Below are 20,457 nucleotides of genomic sequence, written 5' to 3' on the forward strand. Positions count from 1 at the left end.
TTAGCTATCGTGTCAGCCATGGTGCGCGGCCCGGTTGCCGGTCATCAGCAGGGTTCGCCGTGCTCCCTCGAGCTTGACGCAGGTCAGGCGGCCGGTCGCATAGGCGCCGGTGTCGATATTGATGCGGTTGCGCAGCAGCTCGGCCTCATGCACCGGCGTATGGCCGTGGACCACGACCTTGCCGAAATCATCTTCCGACATCAGGAAGTCGTCGCGGATCCAGAGCAGATCCTCCTTGCGCTGCTGGTTGAGCGCGACGCCGGGCCTGACGCCGGCATGGACGAAGAAGTAGCGCTTGTGCACATAACAGAGCGGCAGCGAGCGCAGGAACGCGAGATGGGCCGGCGGCATCTGGCGGATCAATTGCCGGGCGAGCGCCCTTCGTTCGGAGGCGTCGGGATTGGGCGAGGGCGTCAATCCGTAGGACATCAGCGTTTGCAAGCCGCCGAACTGCCGCCATTGCGCGAGCATGTCGGGATTGACGAGAAACTCCAGCAGGCAGGCCTCGTGATTGCCGAGCAGGCAGACCATGCTGCGGGTGCGGCGGCGTTGATCGAGCATGGCGATGACATCGCGCGAATCCGGTCCGCGATCGATATAGTCGCCGAGGAACACCTGGATGGGTCGCGCCGGCCGGAACCGACCGATGTCGGCATCGATGCGGGCGCAGATCTCGTGCAGCAGATCGGCGTGACCGTGGATATCACCGACGGCGTAGATGCAGGTCTCGTCGCCCTCATGTTCGCGATCGCCGGTCTGGCCGACAAGACGCTGGAGGAAGCTGCGCATCTGGCGTCTAGCCCGCCTGCAACCGTGAACGGCTGATCCGCTGTGCCAGTCCTGTTCCGATCACGGCTCCCAACACGATCACTCCGGGCAGCGCCGGCAATTCCGGCAAGGTGAAGCTGGCAAGCAGCAGCGTCAGCAGGATGGCTGCGGCCGATGCAGGGTAGGACCAGTCGCGGCCGCGATTGCGCGCACCGGCCGTGAACGCTGCGATGCCGACGATGATAGCCGCGACTAAAGTCCAGAACATGGCGGAGCCGAACTGGGCGATCAAGGCCGCCGCGCTGGTCGCAACCGCCGGCCGCGTGGTGGCGCCCTGCCAGTCCATATAGGTCGACGCCAGCGTTGCCGTGGTGCCGGCGCCGCTGCCGAGTGCGGGCAGGTCGGCGAGCAGATTATGGGTCGATTGCACGAACTCGGACGGTGCATGAACAAACGCGACCGCAAGCGGCACGTCGGGATGGCGGTTGGCGATCGCCGTCGCCAGGGCGATCAGCGCGATCGCCGCCGCAGCAGCAGCGCTGCTCCAGCGGTGCAGGTGAAGCTTCCGCGCGGCGAAGGTCATCAGGACGAGGGCGATGCCCGCGGCGAGTGAGATCGCGGCGCCGCGCCCTCCGTACCAGCAGGCGCTGGCGGCGCAGAACAGCGCGCCGGCGGCGAGTAGCCAGCGCAGCCGCGTCAATTGGGCTGCGGTGCGGCCGTCAGCGTGTCCGCCGACGTCGAGCGCGCGCGCAAGGCTGAGCGGAACGCCAACGAGAACCACGACCAGGAATCCGTTTGCCGTCTCATCGCGCGCAGCACCAAGCCAGACTTTGACCGGATCGCTTGATGGCAGCAGGATCAGGGCCGCGACGGCCGCCGTTGCTGCAATGGTGCGGGCCACCACATCGGCGCGGCGGGCGTCGATCGCGATCGCGGCGGCGGTGATCATGACTGACGTGAGTGACAGCCAGATCAGCAGCGCGCCGAGGCTTGCGCTGGTGTCGATCGTGATGCTGCCGCTGAGCTGTGCTCCCAGTGTTTCGCCGGCGAACTTCCACACCGGATGTGCCAAGGAAGCCAGTGGCAGCATCTGCAGGATGATCCAGAGCATCGGCAGAAGCGCCGCCGCAACAGCGGGCCCGGCGACCGACATCAGGAACGACAGCTCACCTGGACGGATCGCCACGAGGCTTGCGAGCAGCCCGAGCGACGTCGCCGCGCCGACGGGACCCGTCGCGAGCGATGCGTCGATGAGACCCAGCGGAATCGACGCCCCGATCAAGATGCAGATGAAAGCCGTGACGTTCCACACGAGAGGGGGAGGTCCTGCGGAGGATGAGACGCAAGACAGCGGGATGCCCCGGGCTTGCCGCGAGGTCAACGGAAATCGGCCACGCCAAAAGGGGCAGTGTTATGCCCTGCTATTGCGAACGGCGCAGGGCGAGACGCGGCGTCGAGGTGCGGGACCAGAACAGCGGCGCGAAGGTGCTTGCCAGATAACCGACTTGCAGCGCTACGATCGCGGTGATCATGAGCAGCGCGGTTTCCGACCACGACAGGCGGACCACGCCAATGGCCGCCAGCAGCGCGAGCTCCGCGAGCGCCACCGGCGCCAGCACCAGACAGTGCTGGCGCAGCCCGAGAACGGTGCCGCCGATCAAATTGCCAAGGAAAACAAATAACATAACCAAACCCTGCGCCCGCACGGTAGCGGGCCGGGCCTAAGCCGGGGTTAATCCGCACGCCGCAAGCGGGCCGGCGCGGCGCCGGCCGACGCGCGAATGGCCAGTGGATTTGTTAATAGATTAACATTCAAAACGGGCGCAGATCGCCGTAACTATAGGCGGCCCAATAGTCGCGTCCGCCATATGGTCCATAGGCGCCGTAGAGCGGTGCGCAGGAGTAGCGATCGGGACAGCCGTGCCAGCAAACCCGTTTCCACTGGCAGACGTCGCCATGACAATATTGCAGCCGCTGACAGTTGCCGCCGACCCGTTGCACGGCGCGCGGCGCCGGGGAAACGCTTAGTTCTGCGGCAAAAACCGAGCTGCCAACAGAACCGCCCAGCAGCAAGGCGACCATTCCCAACGCGATCGCCAGTGGCTTCATGCGGGTCATCGAACCCTCAATCGGTTAACTCAAACCATCTCATTCACAGATAACGGGAACACCGGACGAAATCAAAGCCGGAGTGACGGTGCGCCGGGCTTTGTCTCACGGCGGTGCGCCGGTGTCGCCGAATTGCCTCACCTCGCTAACATTATTTATCAATTGCATCGCAATATATCGCGGAACCTTGTGATTATGATAGTCGGCGTGTTACGGCACGGCCGGAGTATTTAAATGTCGCGTGCGGTTTTCATTCGGGTAATGTTATTGCTTGCGGCCGCCTGTTGGGTCAGCGGTTGCCACTACATGCCGACCAACGGTCCGACGAGCTCCGATGTCGTGGCCGGGCAGCGCGATCCCGAAAGCCTGCCCTATGCGATGGTCAAGATCACACCGCAGATCGAGAACGTGCTGGCGTCATTCGCGCCGCAACTTGCCGGCGGCATCCAGGGCCCGCCGCCGAAGGATATCCGCTTCGGCATCGGCGACGTCGTCAGCGTCACGATCTTCGAGGCCGCCGCCGGCGGTCTGTTCATTCCGGTCGAGGCCGGCGTGCGTCCCGGCAACTACATCACGCTGCCGAACCAGAACGTCGATACCGACGGCAACATCTCGGTGCCCTATGCCGGCGCGATCCGCGCCAAGAGCCGCACGCCGACCGAAGTGCAGCGCTCGATCGTCGATGCGCTGAAGAACCGCGCGATCGAGCCGCAGGCCGTGGTCGCCCTGATCGAGCAGCGCACCTCGCTGATCTCCGTGCTCGGCGAGGTCAATTCGCCGAACCGCTTCCCCGCCAACGCAGCGGGTGAGCACGTGCTCGACGCCATCACGCGCGCCGGCGGCCCGAAAGGGCAGGGCTTTGACACATGGGTCATGCTCGAGCGCGACGGCAAACGTACTACGGTGCCGTTCGGCCAGCTGGTCTACGAGCCCAAGAGCAATATCTACGCCCATCCCGGCGACACCATTTATGTCTACCGCGAGCCGCAGACCTTCGTCGCCTTCGGCGCCTCGGGCGCGCAGGGCCAGTTCAATTTCGAGGCCTGGCGCATCTCGCTCGCCGAAGCGGTCGCCAAAGCGGGCGGCCTGAACGACTCCTCGGCCGATCCGGCCTCGGTGTTCGTCTATCGCGGCGAACTGCCGGAAGTGGCCGCCAAGCTTGGCGTCGACGTCAGCAAATATTCAGGGCCGATCATCCCGGTCGTCTACAACATCAATTTCCGCGATCCGGCCGGCTATTTCCTGGCCACGCGTTTCCAGTTGCGCAACAAGGACGTGCTCTATGCGTCGAACGCGGCATCCGTCGAGGACGCCAAGGTGATGCAGCAGATCCGCCTCGTGACCGCAACGGTGAACGATCCGATCGTGGCCGCCTACAACGCAACCTTACTTCGTAATTCGATCAAGCTTGCGCCCTGATATTGGGGCGTGAGCCGGCACGGCCGGCTTCATGACACGTTTGCGACTAGCTTCCGGCTCGGGCGAGGCGACGGCATTGCCGTGGCCGGTGCGCTGGTCGTCGTGGCTGTTCTGCGCCGTCGTCGCCTTGGCGCCGCTGCCGCTCGGCTCGGTCGGCACAGTTGCGCCCGCGATCTGGTCGATCCTGCTCGGGATTTCACTGCTCGGGGTGTTGCCGATGCGCCTGCGCGGCAGTCAGCTCATGATCCTCGCCGTGACGGCGCTATTGACGGCGCTTGCCATGCTGGTGCTGCACGAGCAGTCGGCGCTCCACCCCTGGTCAGGCGTGGCGCCGAACGCGTTGTGGGCACAGGCCGGCAAATTGCTGCCTGCCGAGCTGCCGCCGGCCGTGTCGATCGCGCGCGGTCAGCCGTTCTATTCGATCGGCGTCGGAATCGTTTGCCTGCTCAGCTTCGCCATCGGCGTCATGCTCGGTGCCAACCGCGGACTGGCGCGCGGGTTGTTGCGGGCGGTGGCCGCGGCGGGCCTGGTCTATGCGATCTGCGGCATCATCACTTTCGCGATCGATCCCACCCGGATCTACCTGCTGCACGAGAAGCAGGCGCACCTGGCGTGGCTGACATCTCCGTTCGTCAATCGCAACACTGCCGGCATCTATTATGGTTGCTGTGCGCTGATCTGGCTGTTGTTCGGCTGCGAGCTGATCGAGCGGCATTGGCCGTCGCGCCGCGCCAGCCTGTCACGGCTGCTCGCGCGCCTCGATATGCCGGCGCGGCGCCGGCTCGCCGGCCATGCGTTCGGCTGGCTCACCTGCCTGCTGGCGATGTTTCTGACCGGCTCGCGCGGCGGCGTCGGGATCTCGCTGCTCGCCGCGGTCGCAGCTGCCGCAATCTTGTTTCGCAACCGCGTGCCGCGCCGCTACGGCATGATCGTGGCGCTCGGCGTCGGCAGCCTGATCGCGCTGGCACTGCTGCAGCTTCTCGGCGGCGGTGTCGGCGCGCGCTTCAGCACGATGGGCCTGTCGGACGAGGGACGGTTCTCGACCTATCGCGCAACGTTGCGGATGATCTGGGATCACCCGTGGCTCGGCGATGGTTTCGGGACCTTCGAATGGGTCTATCCGGCCTATCGCACCGACGACATCTCGCTGCGCGGGACCTGGAACCGGGCGCACAACAGCTGGCTCGAACTGGCGTCCGACGGCGGAATGTTAATGGCCGGCGCCGCCATGATCGCGCTGCTCGCAGCGTTCGGCGTGCTCGCGCATGGCGTGCGGACTCGTCGCCGCGACGTGATCGTGCCGCTCGCGGCGCTCTGCGCGTCGGCCGCCGGCGCGCTCCATTCGATGATCGATTTCTCGCTCCAGATCACCGGCTATGCCGTTGTAATCGCGGCCCTGCTCGGGGCAGGCCTGTCGCAATCCTTCCGCTCCGGCGGGGGCGGCTCCGATGGCGGCTCCGATCGTGACGCCGGTGTTACGGTCGGGCGGCCGGTTAACGCTGATTTGGCACGCCGAAGCGGGGGCGCTGCCGGCGAGGCTATTTAATTGGCGCGATAACTCTGACTATGCTAACGAACTGTTAGTATTCGTTAGGGAGATAGCTGTGTTCACATTTGAGCGATCCGGCGGTTTTTCCGCTCCGCGCCTCGCGATGTTGCTGATGCTGGCGCTCGCGGCGCCCGGCGGCGCGGCGATGGCGGAGACTCCTGGCGGGCTGATCCAGCTGTCCCAGGCGGTCACCAATTTCAAGGCCAATCCGGAGCAGCTGCTGACCCAATATCCGAATGCGGGCGTGGAGTTGACCTCGCGGGCGCGCGATTTCGCCCTCAACGATCCGACATCGCTCGATCCGCTGATTGCGCTGCTCGCCAAGGCAAGCAAGGACCAGAAGACGGCGATCGCCGCCGGTCTCGCCCAGGCCGCGCGCATCGTGGTGCGCAGCAACCAGACCTACGCGACGCGCATCCAGCAGGCGATTGCCGACACCAAGGATCTCGACACCGTGATGGCCTTTGCCGCAGCGTCGGGTGACAGCGGCACCGCCGCAACGGGCGCCGGCGGCGCGGGCAGCGCCGGTGCATCCGGCGGCCAGACCAGCGCGCTGGGCGCCAGCGGCGCCGGAGCTGGCACGCTCGAGGCCATCGACGGAAACAGCGTGAACACCGGCATCTTCAGCTTCACCTCGTCCGTCAGCAGTTCGGGCAGCACGACGACCGGTACGGCCACGGGCACCGGCACCACCCTCATTTCAACAGTAACTCCCTGAGCGGGCTTCCGATCGCCAATGGAGAACTCTCTGCAGCAACGCGCTTCGGTGTCGGCGGCGGGACGCTTCGCAGAATCATTGGAGGGCGCGAGGGCAGGATCCATCCTGCCGGCGCGGCGATAGGACGAGATGCTTCAGCGCAACCAGATTTCGCCGTCCGTCGACTTAAGAAATCGTCCGGCCGAACTGCCGTCGCTGGCGGAAACCTTCGACGCCTTCGTCACCTATCTGCTCCGGCAATACTGGGTCATCCTCGGGACCGCCGCGCTCTGCCTGTTCGGCGGCATCTGTTACCTGATGACTGCGGCGCCGAGCTATACGGCGCTCGCCACGATGATCATCGACACGCGCAAATTCCAGGCCTTCCAGCAGCAATCGCCGGTGAGCGAGGCCCCGATGGATTCCGCCGCGGTCGAGAGCCAGGTCGAAATCCTGAAGTCGGAGAACGTGGCGCTCGCGGTGATCCGCGACCTCAAGCTCAACGAGGATCCGGAATTCGTCGGCTCCAGGGCCGGCGCGGTAGGAGCCGTGCTCGATTTCGTGTCCGGCCTGCTCGCCGGCGGTGCGCCGCCCACCGAGTTCGACCGGACCCGGCGCGCGGTCCGCACGTTCCAGAAGCAGCTCGACGTCCGCCGCCGCGGCATGACCTATGTGATCGAGGTCAGCTTCCGCTCGCTCGATCCCGAGCGTGCGGCACAGATCGCCAATGCCGTCGCGGACGCCTACATCGTCGACCAGCTCGATTCCAAATATCAGGCGACGCGCCGCGCCAGTGTCTGGCTGCAGGACCGCATCCAGGAGCTGCGCACGCAGGCATCCAACGCCGAGCGCGCGGTGCTCGACTACAAGAAGACCAACAACATCGTCACCTCCAGCGGCAAGCTGCTCAACGAGCAGCAGCTCGGCGAGCTCAACACCCAGCTGCTCCACGTGAAGTCGCAGGTCACCGACGCCAAGGCCAAGCTCGACCGCATCGAGGCGGTGGTGAAGGGGGGCGTCCCCGATGCGACGGTGGCCGATACCCTGAACAACCAGGTCATCACCAAGCTGCGCTCGCAATATCTCGAGCTGGCCAACCGCGAGGCCGACTGGTCGTCGCGCTACGGCTACAATCATTTGGCCGCCGTCAACCTCCGCAACCAGATGCGCGAGATCCAGTCGTCGATTGTGGACGAGCTGAAGCGGCTCGCCGAGAGCTACAAGAGCGACTATGCGATCGCCCTGCAGCGCCAGAACGAGATCGAGCGCGCCGTCAACGACTCGGTGTCGCAGTCGCAGTCCACCAACCAGGCGCAGGTCACGCTGCGCGAGCTCGAGAGCTCGGCGCAGACCTATCGCTCGCTCTACGACAATTTCCTGCAGCGCTACATGGAAAACGTGCAGCAGCAGTCGTTCCCCGTCAGCGAGGCGCGGGTGATCACCCGTGCCTCGCGTCCGCTCAGCAAGAGCCATCCGCAGACCTTGGTCGTGCTCGCGCTCTCGGCGCTCGGCGGCCTGATCGCCGGGCTCGGGCTCGGCGTGTTGCGCGACCTCTATGACCGGGTGTTCCGCACCGCTGAAATGGTCGAGACGATCCTCGAGGCCGACTGCGTCGCCATCGTTCCCCGCGTCTCGCCGGGCCAGATCAAGGCTCCGGTCGCCGGTCGTCCCAATCTGCCGATCGGTCCGCGCACGATCCGGCGCGGCGATGAGCCGGTGCTGTGGGCGGCGATCGATTCGCCGTTCTCGCGGTTTTCGGAAGCGATCCGCTCGATCAAGGTCAATGCCGACCTCAACGTCACCAAGCCGTCAAAGATCCTCGGCCTGACCTCCGCGCTTCCCAACGAGGGCAAGTCGACGCTGGCCTTCGTGTTTGCGCAACTGGTTGCCCAGAGCGGAGCCCGCGTGCTCCTGATCGATTGCGATCTGCGCAATCCCTCGCTCAGCCGCAAGGTCGCCGCGACTGCCGAGCGCGGCATCCTCGACGTGCTGTCGAACAATGCGACATTGCAGGACACGCTGTGGCGCGATCCCGAGACCGGCCTCGCCTTCCTGCCTGGCGCCACGCGATCGCGCATCGCGCATTCGCACGACGTGCTGGCCTCCGACCAGATGAGGGATTTCATCGACGGGGCCCGCAGCCACTATGACTACGTGATCGTCGATTTCCCGCCGCTCACGCCGGTGGTCGATGTCCGTATCACCGCACACTTCGTCGATTCCTTCGTTTTCATCGTGGAATGGGGCAAGACCCAGGTGCAGGTGGTCGAGCGCGCGCTGCGCAGCGCGCGAGCGGTCAACGAGAACCTGCTCGGCGTCGTGCTCAACAAGGCCGATATTGCCGCGATGAGCCGCTATAGCGGCTATGGCGGCAAGAACTACTATTACAACTCGCACTATGGGCGATATGGCTACACCGACTGAGACGCACGGTGGGATGCCCGGGCGCGCAGCCGCCTGGCTTGCGCGCGGCTTGCTGGCCGCGCTCGCGTGCTCGTCTGTCGCCTGGGGCACGACCACCTTGCCGGACTTTGTCGACCAGACCCGGCTCGACGGCGCAAAGGACCTGATCCTTCGCAACGTACCGGTCAGCGACGCCGAGCTCGATGACCTCGGTCCGCTGCTGTCGCGCGCCGTGGCGGAAAGGGATTGCATGCCGGCCATCGATCGCAGCGCGGCGGTGATCCGGTTGCGGCGCGCCGAGAACGCGCTCGCATCCGGCGAGCAGGTCGACGCCCGGATGGGCGAGCTTGACGAAGCTGTCCGCAAATCGCTCGGCTGCGCGCCGGCCGATCCCTATCTCTGGCTCGTGCTGTTCTGGCTTCGCAATACGAGGCAGGGTTTGAGCGACGCCAATTTCGACCTGCTGCGGGTGTCGTACCGGCTCGGACCGAATGAGGGCTGGATCGTGGTCAAGCGCAGCGCGATGGCGCTCGGAATGTTCGACGCGCTGCCGCCTGACCTTTCGTCCGACGTGATTGCCGAGTTCGCGCGTCTCGTGAAGACCGAGCTGTACACCGAGGCAATCGATCTCCTGAAGGGACCGGGCTGGGCGCACCGTGACAAGCTGCTGGCCGGCCTCGCAGCTGTCCCGCAACGGAACGTCGACATCCTGACCCGCACCATGGCCGACATTGGATACGATCTCGACCGCCGCTCGCCGGCGGAACGGCGCAATTGGGAGCACAAATCGAACGACCGCTTCGACGAGCTTGCCCCAATGCCGCCGGAGGCGAGAGCCAGGCCATGACGATGGAATTTTGCGTCGGACAGCACAACGCGCATTATGAGGGCGTCTATTCGGCGCAGGAGCGCGACTGGCGCCGCGTCTGCGCGGTCGACAAGGCCGATCATATCGCCGGCTTGCTCGGCGCAGCCGCCGCGAGGGTCGGCAATGTGCTCGAGGTCGGCTGCGGCACCGGCGCCGTGCTGGCGCGGCTGTCGGCGATCGGCGTCGGCCGCGATTTCACCGGCATCGACGTCATCGATCCCGCGACCAATCTGGAGATCGACGGCGCGGCTTCAACTCCATTCCGCTGGTCCAGCTATGACGGTGCGACGATCCCGTTCGCCGACGGCGCGTTCGACCTCGTCTATGCCAGCCACGTGCTGGAACACGTGCCCGAACCGCGCGCATTGCTTTACGAGCTCGCCCGGGTCTCGCGGGACTTCATCTATGTCGAGGTGCCCTGCGAATTGCACGCGCGGACCAGTCGCCGGGCGCTGCAATCGACGCTCGACATCGGCCATATCAATTTCTACACGCCCGATACGTTTCGGCTGCTGCTGGAGACTGTGGGGCTCAAGGTCAAGGACTTCGGCACCTGGGACCACAGCCTGCCGGTGCATGCTTTTCATTCGTCGCGGATGAAGGGGCTCGCGAAGAGCATCGTGCGGAAGTCGTTGTTGACGGTCAGCCCAGGGGTCGCGACCCGACTTGCGACTTATCATTGCGGGGCGATCTGCCGGCACGACTCGGCGCCGCCACAGGACCGATAAGCCATGGCGCCGCGCGTGGTCGTCTTCAACAACATGATCACACCCTACACCAACCGGCTCTACAACGAGCTAGTTGACCGTGGGCTGGATCTCGCGGTGCTCTCCTGTACGCCGCAGGAGGCCGATCGCTCCTGGGCCGGCTCGTTCACGCCGCGCTACATCACGCGCACGGTGCCGGGTGTATCGATCCCGCTGTCGCGGTCGCGTCACACCCACGTCAATATCGGGGTCGGGCGCGCCTTGAATGCGCTCGCGCCCGACGTGCTGTTCGTCAACGGTCTTTATCCCTCGATGCTGGCCGGCGCGGCATGGGCGCGCGCCAACGGCAAGGCGCTCGCGCTGACGATCGACGGCTGGCGCGAGACGATGCCCAACACCGCCTATCATCGGCTGGCGCGGCCCTGGCTGCTGCGCCAGTGCGACGCAGTCGTATGTTGCAGCGACAAGGGCAGGGCGTATTTCCGCGGCGAGGGTGTTCGCGCCGACGATCTGTTCGTGGTGCCGTTGGTGCCGGCATGGGATCCGCCGGCGGTTGTGTCGGCATTCCACGACCGTCCATTTCATCTGCTCTGGTGCGCCCGACTCAATGACGACGCCAAGAACGCGATCTTCTTCGAGAACGTCGCGATCGCGCTTGGCCGGATCGTGCCCGGGCTGAAGGTGCGCGTGGTCGGGTCCGGCACCGCTGAACAGCGCATGCTGGCGCGGCTCGGGGGTGCCGGCATCGATGTCAGCCACGACCGCTATCTGCCGTGGCAGGCGATATCGGACGTCTTTCTGCAGTCGCGGCTGCTGCTGCTGCCTTCATTGCTGGAACCGTGGGGCCTGGTGTGCAACGAGGCCCTGCAGTGCGGGGTTCCCTGCCTGGTGTCGCCTCATGTCGGGGCAGGCGGCGAGTTGGTGCGTAACCAGGACAACGGCTATGTTTGCCCGCTCGATGAACAGGTTTGGGTCGACGCGGCGCGCGGCTTGCTCGAACATCCCGTGCGCTGGGAGGCGATGTCGCGGCAGGCCCGGCAGAGCGTGCGACGCGATGCGCTTGCCGACGCCGCGGCGCGTTTCACCGCCGCAGTCGATCATCTCTTGAGGGCGCCGGCCCGGCAGGAGGCCGTGCAATGATCGGCAGATGGTGGCTGCGAACCGATGTCTTTCTGCACGCCTATCTGGTGATGGTGCTCGGCTGCATCTATTTCCTGTTCAATTTCATCGAGGGCATCTCGTTCGCGGAAAGGGCCGGGGAATCCACGCTGTTCCGCGGCGCATGGCTGCTGCTCTACATCCTCTTGATGCTGCACATTGCGATCGATCGGAACCGCTTCGGGCTGCTGATGCTACAGTCGCACCTCTATCTGACGTTCATCGCCTTCGCCCTGGTATCACTGGCGCTGAGCGCCGACCCCGCCGGCTCGTCGATCAAGTTCGCGATGTATCTGCTGACCACGATGTTCTCGGCGTGGGTCGTGATCAGTTGCCCGGTCGATCGTCTCGTCGATACGCTGTTCCGGATCGGGATCGTTGTGCTGATCGTTCACGTCCTGCTCTTTCCGGTGATCGGCTCGCAATGGGATTACGACCCGCTGCACCGGCCGACGGTGCTCGGAACCCAGGCCTATGCCGGCGTGTTCGGCCACAAGAATCTTGCGGGCGCCTTCTTCGGCCTCATGGTGCTGATCTGTTTCGTGCGCATGCTGGCAGGACCGCGGCGGCAATTCGGCTGGACGCTGCTGCTGATGGGATGTCATTTCTTTGCGCTCGCTGCAGCGGGCGCTGCAGGACCGCTGATCAGCATGTTGACGGCGCTTGCCGTGACCTTCGGGCTTCTGCTGGTGGTGCTCGGGCACAGGGGCGCTGCCTCGATCTATTGGCTCGGCCTCGCTTTTGTTGCGCTTGTCGTGTTCGCCGTGCCGAGCGACGAGTTGTATGGGCTGGTCGGCCGCAGCGGAAACCTGACCGGCCGCTCGTTCCTCTGGTCGGTCTGGCCGCACTTCTTCTGGCAGCACCCCTGGCTCGGCTACGGGTTTTCGGGATTCTTCAACGAACTGCCGAACTCGCCCGTGAACGAGCTGACGAGCATGGCGCCGTGGAACACCGAGTTCGGTTCGTTCGAGAATTCCTATCTCGACGCCTTTCTCCAGTTCGGCCTGCTCGGCGGTGCGCTCTATCTGCTGCTGCTGGCGCTCGCATTGTGGAACAGCATCGTCTTCGCGTTCGAGCGGAGAGGGATGTACTGTATGGCGCCCTTCGCGATGCTGCTGTTCGTCGTGATCGCGTCGGCCAATGACTCCAGCCAGCTGCTGCACAATTATTTCGGCTGCGTGCTGGTGTTCTGGTGCTATTTCGGCCCGGAGGCCAGGCTGCAAATGGCGCCGCGGCGGACATTCAACAGACTACGGGTGAGTGAGGCGTGAGTGCGTTGACCGACAGGCTGGACCGGGCGGCGGCTCAGACCCGGGTCGCCGGTGCGATGAGCGGATTGCTTCGCCGGCTGCGGCGTGCCGGGGGCAATGTCGCGCTTGGCCTGATCGATCAGGCGTTGCTGAGCGGGTCTGCCTTCGTGCTGACGATCGTGCTCGCCAACGTGCTCGACATCAGTTCATTCGGCAGGTTCAGCGTCGCCTGGTCATTCTCGATCCTGATCGAGGCGGTGTTTCTGCGCGGCCTGTTCGACGACGGGCTGCCGGCGACCGCGCATCGGATCCCGAAGTCGCTATGGCCGCAGCTGCGGCTCGGCCTCTATCTGTCGTCACTGCTCGTCTCGGGCGCGCTCGGCCTGCTGCTGGTGAGTGCGGGGCTTGTGATCGCAGCCGCCGGTGGGGACGCCGGCGGGCTCGTGATCGCAACCGGGCTTGCGATCCCGGCGGTTCGCCTGCAGAGCATGTTTCGCCGGATCTGCTATCTCGACGGCAGACTGCCGCGCGCGCTGGCGTCCTCGCTGACCTACTGCGTGGCGCTGATCGTCTCGGCTGGGCTGATGATCGCGCTCAAGCTCACCGGCGCCGCCGCGGCGATGGCGTGCATCGCGATCTCGGCCGCGCTCGCCGGCAGCCTGCTGCTGGCCCACACCCGCGAGCTGGCCTGGCCGCAAGCCAGAATCTTCCGCGGCTCGCTGCGGCGGCTGTTTCGGAACGGTCGCTGGTTCGTCGCGACCTCGCTCACCTACTGGATCGGCAGCATCGGGCTGATTCCGGTCTGCGGCTTCCTGATCGGGCTGGACGCGAGCGCGTCGCTGCGGATCCTGCTCTTGGTGTTCGCACCGCTCAGCCAGTTCTGCGCGACGATGTTCTCGGTTCGCCTGCCGGAAATCGCGGCCGAACTGCGCGCCGGCCGGCGGAGCGCGGTCGCCGCTGCCGCGCGCGAAAATGCCCTGCTGCTTGGGTCGATCGCGGCCGCTTACGGCACGGTGGTCGTGCTGCTCGGCCAGCGCATTCTGGCGCTTGTCATCCACGGACAGAGCTATGAGATCGGCACCGGCAGCCTCGCCTTGATGGGCGCGGCGATGGCGCTCGACGCGGTGTGGCTCGGCCTCGCGCTGCCGCTGTTTGCGACCGGCAAGCCGCAGCGATTCATGCTGAGCCGGATCGCCGGCCTCGTCGCGCTGTGCTGCGTCCTGCCGTTCGCGGCGGAGACCTGGCAGGTGATGGGCGCGGTTGCGGCGATGGTGGCCTCCAGCGCGGCGTCGGTAATCACGGTTGTGCTGACCAATTCGGCGCGGGAGCGGACATGACCGGCGACGCGTGCGGCGGCTCGCTCGAAAAGCTGCATATCGGCGCCTTCAATTGCGGCATCGACGGCTGGATCAATACCGACATCACGATGCACCTGTGGATCGCGCGGATGCCGTTCGCGGCGAAAGCGCTGCATCTCGCGGGCCTGCTGAGCGATGCCCGCTATGCCGAGCATCGCCAGGGCAGGTTCGCCGGGCTGCGCCACATGAACCTGACGAGGCCGCTGCCGTTCGCGGATCGCAGCCTCTCGGCGGTATTCAGCGCGCATGTCTTCGAGCACCTGTTTCCCGACGAGGTCGAGCGGCTGGCGCGCGAGATCGCGCGGGTGCTGGCGCCGGGCGGGGTGTGCCGGATCGTCGTCCCCGACATGGAGCGGATCGTCGCGCTCTACGATCCGGCGGCGCCGCAGGCATTCCTCAGGAGCGTGTTCGAGATCGATCGCCGCAAGGAGGCCGCCTTCGCGCATCACTGGGGCTTCACCCGGGCCTCGCTCGCCGCGCTGTTCCGCGACGCCGGCTGTTCGGAAACCTACACCCGTGCCTATCGCGAGGGGGTCTGTCCCGACATCGACCGGCTCGACAACCGGCCGGACGAGTCGATCTTCTTCGAGGCCATCAGGTGAGCGCGACAGGAAAATCGACGGACCGTTGCGTGAGGGATCGCGCATGCCGTGCCAGATCGAACCGACCGGTAGCAGGAGACTGACCTTGCTGGGTGCGATTCAAGCCCGATTTTCCAATGCAGCGCGCCAGCGGCGCGGCGAATTCCTCGTTCGCACTGTGAACCTGCCGTTCGACGCGAAAATTCTCGATCTTGGCGGCGGCACCGGCCGGCACATTCGCGCGATCCTGCCCCGCCATACCGACATCACGGTTTGCGACATATCGGCCGACGATCTGAAGGCCGCGCGCGAGCGCTTCGGCTTCAAGACGGTGCTGCTGCGGGAGACAGAGCGCCTGCCGTTCGACGATCAGGCGTTCGACTTCTGCTTCTGCTCGTCGGTGATCGAACATGTCACCGGGCCGAAGCAGGATGTCGTCACGATCGAGGACGGAGCGGCGTTTCAGAGCATCGCGCGCGAGCATCAGAACCGTTTTGCGGGCGAGATCTCGCGGGTCGCGAAGTCCTTCTACGTGCAGACGCCGTACCGGTATTTTCCGATCGAAAGCCATACCTGGCTGCCGGGCATCATCGTCCTGCTGCCGAGGCGGCTGCAGATCGCGCTGATCAGTATATTCAACCGCTTCTGGTTCAAGCGCACCGCGCCCGACTGGCACCTGTTCGACTGGCGCGAGATGACGGAAACCTTTCCCGACGCGAAGATCTATCGCGAACGCTATCTCGGCATGACCAAATCGCTGATGGCGATCAAGGCCTGAGGCAGCTATCCGCCTGCCACGTCAATCGTCGCGCCGGGCCAGGACGTTGATCAGCGTGCCGACCGTCGCCTGGCGATCGAGCACCGGCGGGAGCGGGGAGCCGGCAAAGCTGCTCCCCAGCATCGTGAAGCCATGTTGTCGCAGCAGATCCTGCATGGCCGCCGGCGAGGTGTCGAATTTGGAGAACGCAAGATAGCGGAACAGCGGCCGCGCCGACACGCGTGAAGAGGCCGCATGCGCGAGCTTGTAGCTCCGGCGCAGCAGCGATCCGCGGTTGGGGATGGAGAGCAGCAAAAGCCCGCGAGGCCTGAGCACGCGATGAATCTCGGCGAGGCACTGCGCCACGTCGGGAACATATTCCAGCACGCTCGCGCATAGCGCGCCGTCGAAGGATCGATCGGGAAACGGCAGGCTTGCGATGGTCGGAATCTGCTGGAATGTGAGCCGCCCTGCGAGCGTGCCGCCGGCGCGGCGGCCGTGTGCCGCCGCAATCATCTCCGATGATGCGTCGACGCCGGTGACGTCGCAACCGCGTGCGGCGAGCAGGCGGGACAGCGTTCCGGTGCCGCAGCCGGCGTCGAGCCAGCGCTGCAAATTGAGGTCCGCGTTCCCGAGCAGACCGAACATCGCGGCCGTCCGCGCCTTGAAGGTGCGGCTCTGATGCAGCGTCTCCCACCCCGACGAAATCTCGTCGTGAAAGCGGATTTCGGGTCGCTCGCGGGTCTGGCCCATGGTGGCCATGATAGTCCCTACCAGTGGAAGCCGCTCACTTTGGCGCGCACATGCTCGGGCAATCCGATCTCCGACAGTTCGAGCACGACCTGGTCGGGACGCGTCGCCGTCAGCGCCGCAACGAAGCGCGGATCGGCCGTCGTCAGCACGATAATGTCGGCCCACTCGATGGTTGCCGTCACGTCGTCGTTCAACAGGCCGACCAGCTCCGGATTGCGCATCAGGAAATCCCGGTTGGCGCCGATCAGTTGCGACAGCTGCACATTGGGGTCGTAGATCCGGATGTCGCGCCGCTCGCCGCGCAGGCTCTTCACCAGCCTCACGAACGGACTGTCGCGGACGTCGTCGGTGCCGGCCTTGAAGCTGATGCCGAGGAAAGCGATGCGGCGGCCCTCATGCGACAGGATCCAGTCGGCGCCGCGCGACATGATCATGTCATTGCTCGGCAGGATGCTTTCGAGCACCGGCGTCGACAGTCCGCGGCTGTGCGCCAGGTGCTTCAGCGCCTTGACGTCCTTGGGCAGGCAGGACCCGCCGAACGCAAAACCCGGCCGCAGATAGGCCGGCGAGATGTTGAGTCGCGTGTCCTGCATGAAGATGTTCATGACGTCGCGCCCGTCGATGCCGAGCGTCTTCGCGATCGTGCCGATCTCGTTGGCAAAGCTGACCTTGAGCGCATGCCAGCTGTTGTCGACGTATTTCACCAGTTCCGCGGTCTCGACCGGCGGCGTGATCTTGGCGCCGGGCAGATCCTTGTAGAGCGCCATTACGCGGTCGGCGGTTTCCTGGTTGAAGGCGCCGACCACGGTCTTGGACGGCGCGTTGAAATCCGCAATCGCGCTGCCTTCGCGCAGGAACTCCGGATTGAAGGCGAGGTCGAAGTCGCGTCCGATTCTGTTGCCGGACGCTTCCTCGATCAGCGGGCCGACGGTGCCGCGGGTGGTGCCGGGCAGCACGGTGGAGCGGATCGTCACGGTATGCGGCGCGTTCTTGGCGCGCAGTCCGCGGCCGATCTCGATCGCGACCTGTCGGATCGCGGTCAGGTCGAGATTGCCGTTGCCGGACGAGGGCGTGCCGACGCAGACCATCGATATATCGCTGTTGACGATCGCTTCGGTGGCGTCGGTGGTCGCGGTCAGCTGACCGGTTGCCACAGCGCGAGCCACCTTGTCCGAGATGCCCGGCTCGACGACCGGCGATCTGCCTCCGCGGATCAGGTCGACCTTCGCAACGCTCTTGTCGACGCCGATGATCTGGTGGCCGAGCTCGGTGAAGCAGGCGGCGCACACCGTTCCGACATAGCCGAGGCCGAAAATGCTGACGTTCATGCTTCGACCTTCAACAATCCAGGACGTGCGCGTGGCCGCAGCCGCGTCGCGTTTGACGTGAGTGAGGTGGCTGCGCGTTCAAGACGATGCCCGTCCGGAGGCTGCGTTCGCGCTGGACGGTTGCGAGGTTGGCCGCTCGGCGGTTGCATGCGCGCGCGGTGCGGGGACCTTCCTGGCGAACAACGCCTCATAGGCCGCGAGCAGCTTCGGCTCCTCATGTGTCCACGACAGCGCGCGCTCGACGCGGTCGCGGCCAAACGCCCCCATCGTTCGCCGCAACGACGAATCGTCGATCAACGTAATGATCTTGCTCGCGAAATCCCTCGGATCGTTCTTCGCGGCATAGAGCGAGGCGTCGAGCGCCGAGCGCCGACCCTCGCGAACGTCGAACTGAACGATCGGCCGTCCGAGCGCCATGTACTCCATGATCTTGTTCATGGTGGAGATGTCGTTCATGGGCGTGACGCGGTCCGGATTGACGCAGACGTCAGCGGTCGAGAGCATCGTGAACAGCGCCTCATCCGCGATGGCGCCGGTGAAGTTCACGTAGTCGGAGAGCTGCATCTCCTCGCAGAGCTTGACCACCGCATTCCACTCCGGTCCGGTGCCCGCGATGTTGAACTGGATGTCGGTGCGGCCGAGATCGTGCACGATGTGGCCGATCGACTGCAGCAAGAGATCGATGCCTTCCGACTGGCCGATCACGCCGACATAGCCGACGCTGTGGCGTCGGCCACGGCGCCAGGCCGCATCGGCCGGCCGCGAGCGCACCCGGTCGAGATTGGGGCCGGATCGCACCACGAAGACGCGATTGGCGGGCATGCCGCCGCGCGCGATCGCGATCTCGCGATAGGATTCGTTGGTCGCGATCGAGATGCTCGCCGTCTTGAAGGTGAGATATTCGACCAGCCGCAGCAGATGCCAGAACATGTCCCTGCGGCCGAATTTTGCTTCGTAGAGTTCGGGATTGACGTCGTGATGATCGAACACGAAGCGCTTGCCGCCGAGCTTGAACAACAGGCCGATCAGGAAGATCAGGTCGGGCGGATTGCAGCCCTGGATCACGTCGAAGCCGTGCTTCCACGCGACCTTGATCGCAAGCAGCGTTTCCCAGAACAGTGCGACCGGATATTCGATCAGGTAGGCGGCGATCCCGCGCGCTTCCACCGGCATCGGATGACGGTAGATGTGAATGCCCTCGAGGCATTCGTAGGATTCGTCATGGCCGCGGCCCTTCGGGCAGATCACCGAAACTTCATAGCCCGCCTTGCGCAGCGACGTTGCTTCGCACCACACCCTGCGATCGAAAGGAACCGGAAGGTTCTCGACGATGATCAGGATCCGCCGCGGTGATGGTTCAGCTCTCGACATCTGCGATGATCTATACCATTGACCTAACAACATCACAATCCGACTAACATCGGCATTAACATGCGCGGCTTCCACTATGCAATCCCGGCACCGATGTGACGGCGACGAGACAGGGACATGGCAGGCAGAGTGAGGGATTGGGGCCAAAGGGCGTTGATTGCGCTGGTTTTGAGCGCGCTGCTGCCGCTGGCCTACAAATGGCCGCTGCAGTGGGCTGGCTTGACGGCATACGATGCACTCAATGCGAGCCGCGTGAATGCGGTGATCCCGCCGACGCTTTTCGGCATGACGATCAACGCGATCGGGCAGTCGGAGCCAAAGTCGCAGCCCTGGCCCGAGCTCAAATTCGACGGCGTTCGGCTGTGGGGCGCGATCTACTGGGCGCAGATCAATCCGGCGCCCGGCATCTACAATTGGGCGCGCTTCGACGCCATCCTGGCCACGGCGGAGCGCGAGCATGTCGAGATCGTCCTCAATCTCGCCTACACGCCGCGATGGGCCGCAGCGGTGAAGGATGCGCCGCCGGCGTTCACGCCGGGCGCAAGCTCACCGCCTGCCGATCTCGCGTCATGGGATGACTGGGTGCGTGCGGCCGTCACGCGTGCCGCCGGCCGCATCAAATACTGGGAAATCTGGAACGAGCCCGAGGATCCCAAATATTACTCGGGCGATATCGCGACCATGGTCCAGCTGCAGAAGCGGGCCTACGAGATCATCAAGACCAGCGATCCCGCGCTGACCGTGCTGACGCCGCCGTCCAACGGCACGCCGGACGGGTATCGCTGGCAAGAGGCCTTCATGGCGCAAGGCGGCGGACAGTATGCCGATGTGTTCGCCTTCCACGGCTACACGAGCGAACCCGAAGCGGTGCTCGGAATCATTGCGCGCTTCAAGAAAATCCTCGCCGCGCACGACCTGTCCGCGAGACCAATCTGGGACACCGAGGCCGGCTGGTCGTCCTATGAGGACAATCCGGACGGGTGTCTGGCGCGCGCCTACATCCTGAAATGGATCAGCGGTGTCGACCGGTTCTATTGGTACGAGTTTGCCGGAGGCGGCAGCGACTTTGGAAAATTATGGGACCCGGCGCGCGGGCTGCTGCCGAGCGGAGTTGCCTACCGCACGATCCAGTCCTGGCTGGTCGGTGCGAGCGTCGTGGCGGCAGGCAGGACGTCGCCGTCGACCTGGCGCGTCGAGCTTCGCATGCCGGATGGCCGCAACGGTCTGATCCTCTGGACCACCAAGGGCCGGTCCGTTGATCGGGTCGACCCGCATTTTAGCCGTTACCAGGGCCTCGACGGCGGCGAAGGACCTGTCGCCAACGGCGAGGTCGAGATCTCGCCAAAGCCGGTTCTGTTGCTGGAATGATAACAATGTTAAG

General features: G+C 65.1%; 19 protein-coding genes. 12 read left to right on the forward strand and 7 right to left on the reverse strand.

The window, feature by feature from the left end:
- Positions 1–12 precede the first annotated feature (12 nt).
- From AC1VNY_RS08605 to AC1VNY_RS08620, 4 genes are all read right to left on the reverse strand, one after another.
- Positions 13–789, reverse strand: a complete 777-nt coding sequence (locus tag AC1VNY_RS08605; protein ID WP_482404834.1) for a metallophosphoesterase family protein — start codon at positions 787–789, stop codon at positions 13–15.
- 7 nt (positions 790–796) lie between these two features.
- Complete coding sequence (locus AC1VNY_RS08610; RefSeq protein ID WP_482404835.1) at positions 797–2,080, reverse strand: hypothetical protein; 1,284 nt, start codon at positions 2,078–2,080, stop codon at positions 797–799.
- 109 nt (positions 2,081–2,189) lie between these two features.
- On the reverse strand, positions 2,190–2,453 hold the full coding sequence (locus AC1VNY_RS08615) for a hypothetical protein (protein ID WP_482404836.1): 264 nt from the start codon (positions 2,451–2,453) through the stop codon (positions 2,190–2,192).
- A gap of 127 nt (positions 2,454–2,580) precedes the next feature.
- Positions 2,581–2,886, reverse strand: a complete 306-nt coding sequence (locus tag AC1VNY_RS08620; protein ID WP_212055219.1) for a hypothetical protein — start codon at positions 2,884–2,886, stop codon at positions 2,581–2,583.
- 297 nt (positions 2,887–3,183) lie between these two features.
- Between AC1VNY_RS08620 and AC1VNY_RS08625 the strand changes: the two genes are divergently transcribed.
- The 11 genes from AC1VNY_RS08625 (at position 3,184) to AC1VNY_RS08675 (ending at position 15,645) form a co-directional block, all read left to right on the forward strand.
- Complete coding sequence (locus AC1VNY_RS08625) at positions 3,184–4,296, forward strand: polysaccharide biosynthesis/export family protein (protein ID WP_018270685.1); 1,113 nt, start codon at positions 3,184–3,186, stop codon at positions 4,294–4,296.
- Positions 4,297–4,327: 31 nt separating this feature from the next.
- The gene (locus AC1VNY_RS08630; protein WP_482404837.1) at positions 4,328–5,842 is read left to right on the forward strand and encodes an O-antigen ligase family protein; all 1,515 of its coding nucleotides are present in this window, start codon (positions 4,328–4,330) and stop codon (positions 5,840–5,842) included.
- Positions 5,843–5,900: 58 nt separating this feature from the next.
- The gene (locus tag AC1VNY_RS08635) at positions 5,901–6,563 is read left to right on the forward strand and encodes a hypothetical protein (protein WP_338156257.1); all 663 of its coding nucleotides are present in this window, start codon (positions 5,901–5,903) and stop codon (positions 6,561–6,563) included.
- Between the two features lie 129 nt (positions 6,564–6,692).
- On the forward strand, positions 6,693–8,966 hold the full coding sequence (locus AC1VNY_RS08640; RefSeq protein WP_482404838.1) for a polysaccharide biosynthesis tyrosine autokinase: 2,274 nt from the start codon (positions 6,693–6,695) through the stop codon (positions 8,964–8,966).
- A gap of 13 nt (positions 8,967–8,979) precedes the next feature.
- Positions 8,980–9,792: a hypothetical protein gene (locus AC1VNY_RS08645; RefSeq protein WP_212055214.1), complete on the forward strand. Its 813-nt coding sequence runs from the start codon at positions 8,980–8,982 to the stop codon at positions 9,790–9,792.
- A complete protein-coding gene (locus AC1VNY_RS08650; RefSeq protein WP_482404839.1) occupies positions 9,789–10,541 on the forward strand; it encodes a methyltransferase domain-containing protein in 753 nt (250 codons plus the stop codon). The genes AC1VNY_RS08645 and AC1VNY_RS08650 overlap by 4 nt, the downstream gene beginning before the upstream one ends.
- Positions 10,542–10,544: 3 nt before the next feature.
- Positions 10,545–11,660, forward strand: a complete 1,116-nt coding sequence (locus AC1VNY_RS08655) for a glycosyltransferase family 4 protein (protein WP_482404840.1) — start codon at positions 10,545–10,547, stop codon at positions 11,658–11,660.
- A complete protein-coding gene (locus AC1VNY_RS08660; protein ID WP_482404841.1) occupies positions 11,657–12,949 on the forward strand; it encodes an O-antigen ligase family protein in 1,293 nt (430 codons plus the stop codon). The genes AC1VNY_RS08655 and AC1VNY_RS08660 overlap by 4 nt, the downstream gene beginning before the upstream one ends.
- Complete coding sequence (locus AC1VNY_RS08665; RefSeq protein WP_482404842.1) at positions 12,946–14,265, forward strand: MATE family efflux transporter; 1,320 nt, start codon at positions 12,946–12,948, stop codon at positions 14,263–14,265. The genes AC1VNY_RS08660 and AC1VNY_RS08665 overlap by 4 nt, the downstream gene beginning before the upstream one ends.
- The gene (locus AC1VNY_RS08670; protein WP_482404843.1) at positions 14,262–14,888 is read left to right on the forward strand and encodes a class I SAM-dependent methyltransferase; all 627 of its coding nucleotides are present in this window, start codon (positions 14,262–14,264) and stop codon (positions 14,886–14,888) included. Before AC1VNY_RS08665 ends, AC1VNY_RS08670 begins: the two co-directional genes overlap by 4 nt.
- 85 nt (positions 14,889–14,973) lie before the next feature.
- Positions 14,974–15,645 (forward strand): class I SAM-dependent methyltransferase, encoded by a 672-nt coding sequence (locus AC1VNY_RS08675; protein WP_482404844.1) that lies wholly within the window; start codon positions 14,974–14,976, stop codon positions 15,643–15,645.
- Between the two features lie 21 nt (positions 15,646–15,666).
- Here AC1VNY_RS08675 and AC1VNY_RS08680 read toward each other — a convergent pair whose 3' ends face one another.
- From AC1VNY_RS08680 to AC1VNY_RS08690, 3 genes are all read right to left on the reverse strand, one after another.
- Positions 15,667–16,386, reverse strand: coding sequence for a class I SAM-dependent methyltransferase (locus tag AC1VNY_RS08680; RefSeq protein WP_482404845.1), 720 nt, complete (start codon positions 16,384–16,386; stop codon positions 15,667–15,669).
- A gap of 8 nt (positions 16,387–16,394) precedes the next feature.
- Complete coding sequence (locus AC1VNY_RS08685; protein WP_482404846.1) at positions 16,395–17,705, reverse strand: nucleotide sugar dehydrogenase; 1,311 nt, start codon at positions 17,703–17,705, stop codon at positions 16,395–16,397.
- A 78-nt stretch (positions 17,706–17,783) separates the two neighbouring features.
- Positions 17,784–19,076: a glycosyltransferase family 4 protein gene (locus AC1VNY_RS08690; protein WP_482404847.1), complete on the reverse strand. Its 1,293-nt coding sequence runs from the start codon at positions 19,074–19,076 to the stop codon at positions 17,784–17,786.
- 117 nt (positions 19,077–19,193) lie between these two features.
- Between AC1VNY_RS08690 and AC1VNY_RS08695 the strand changes: the two genes are divergently transcribed.
- Positions 19,194–20,444: a glycosyl hydrolase gene (locus tag AC1VNY_RS08695; RefSeq protein ID WP_482404848.1), complete on the forward strand. Its 1,251-nt coding sequence runs from the start codon at positions 19,194–19,196 to the stop codon at positions 20,442–20,444.
- Positions 20,445–20,457: the final 13 nt, after the last annotated feature.

Source organism: Bradyrhizobium ferriligni, from assembly GCF_056837965.1.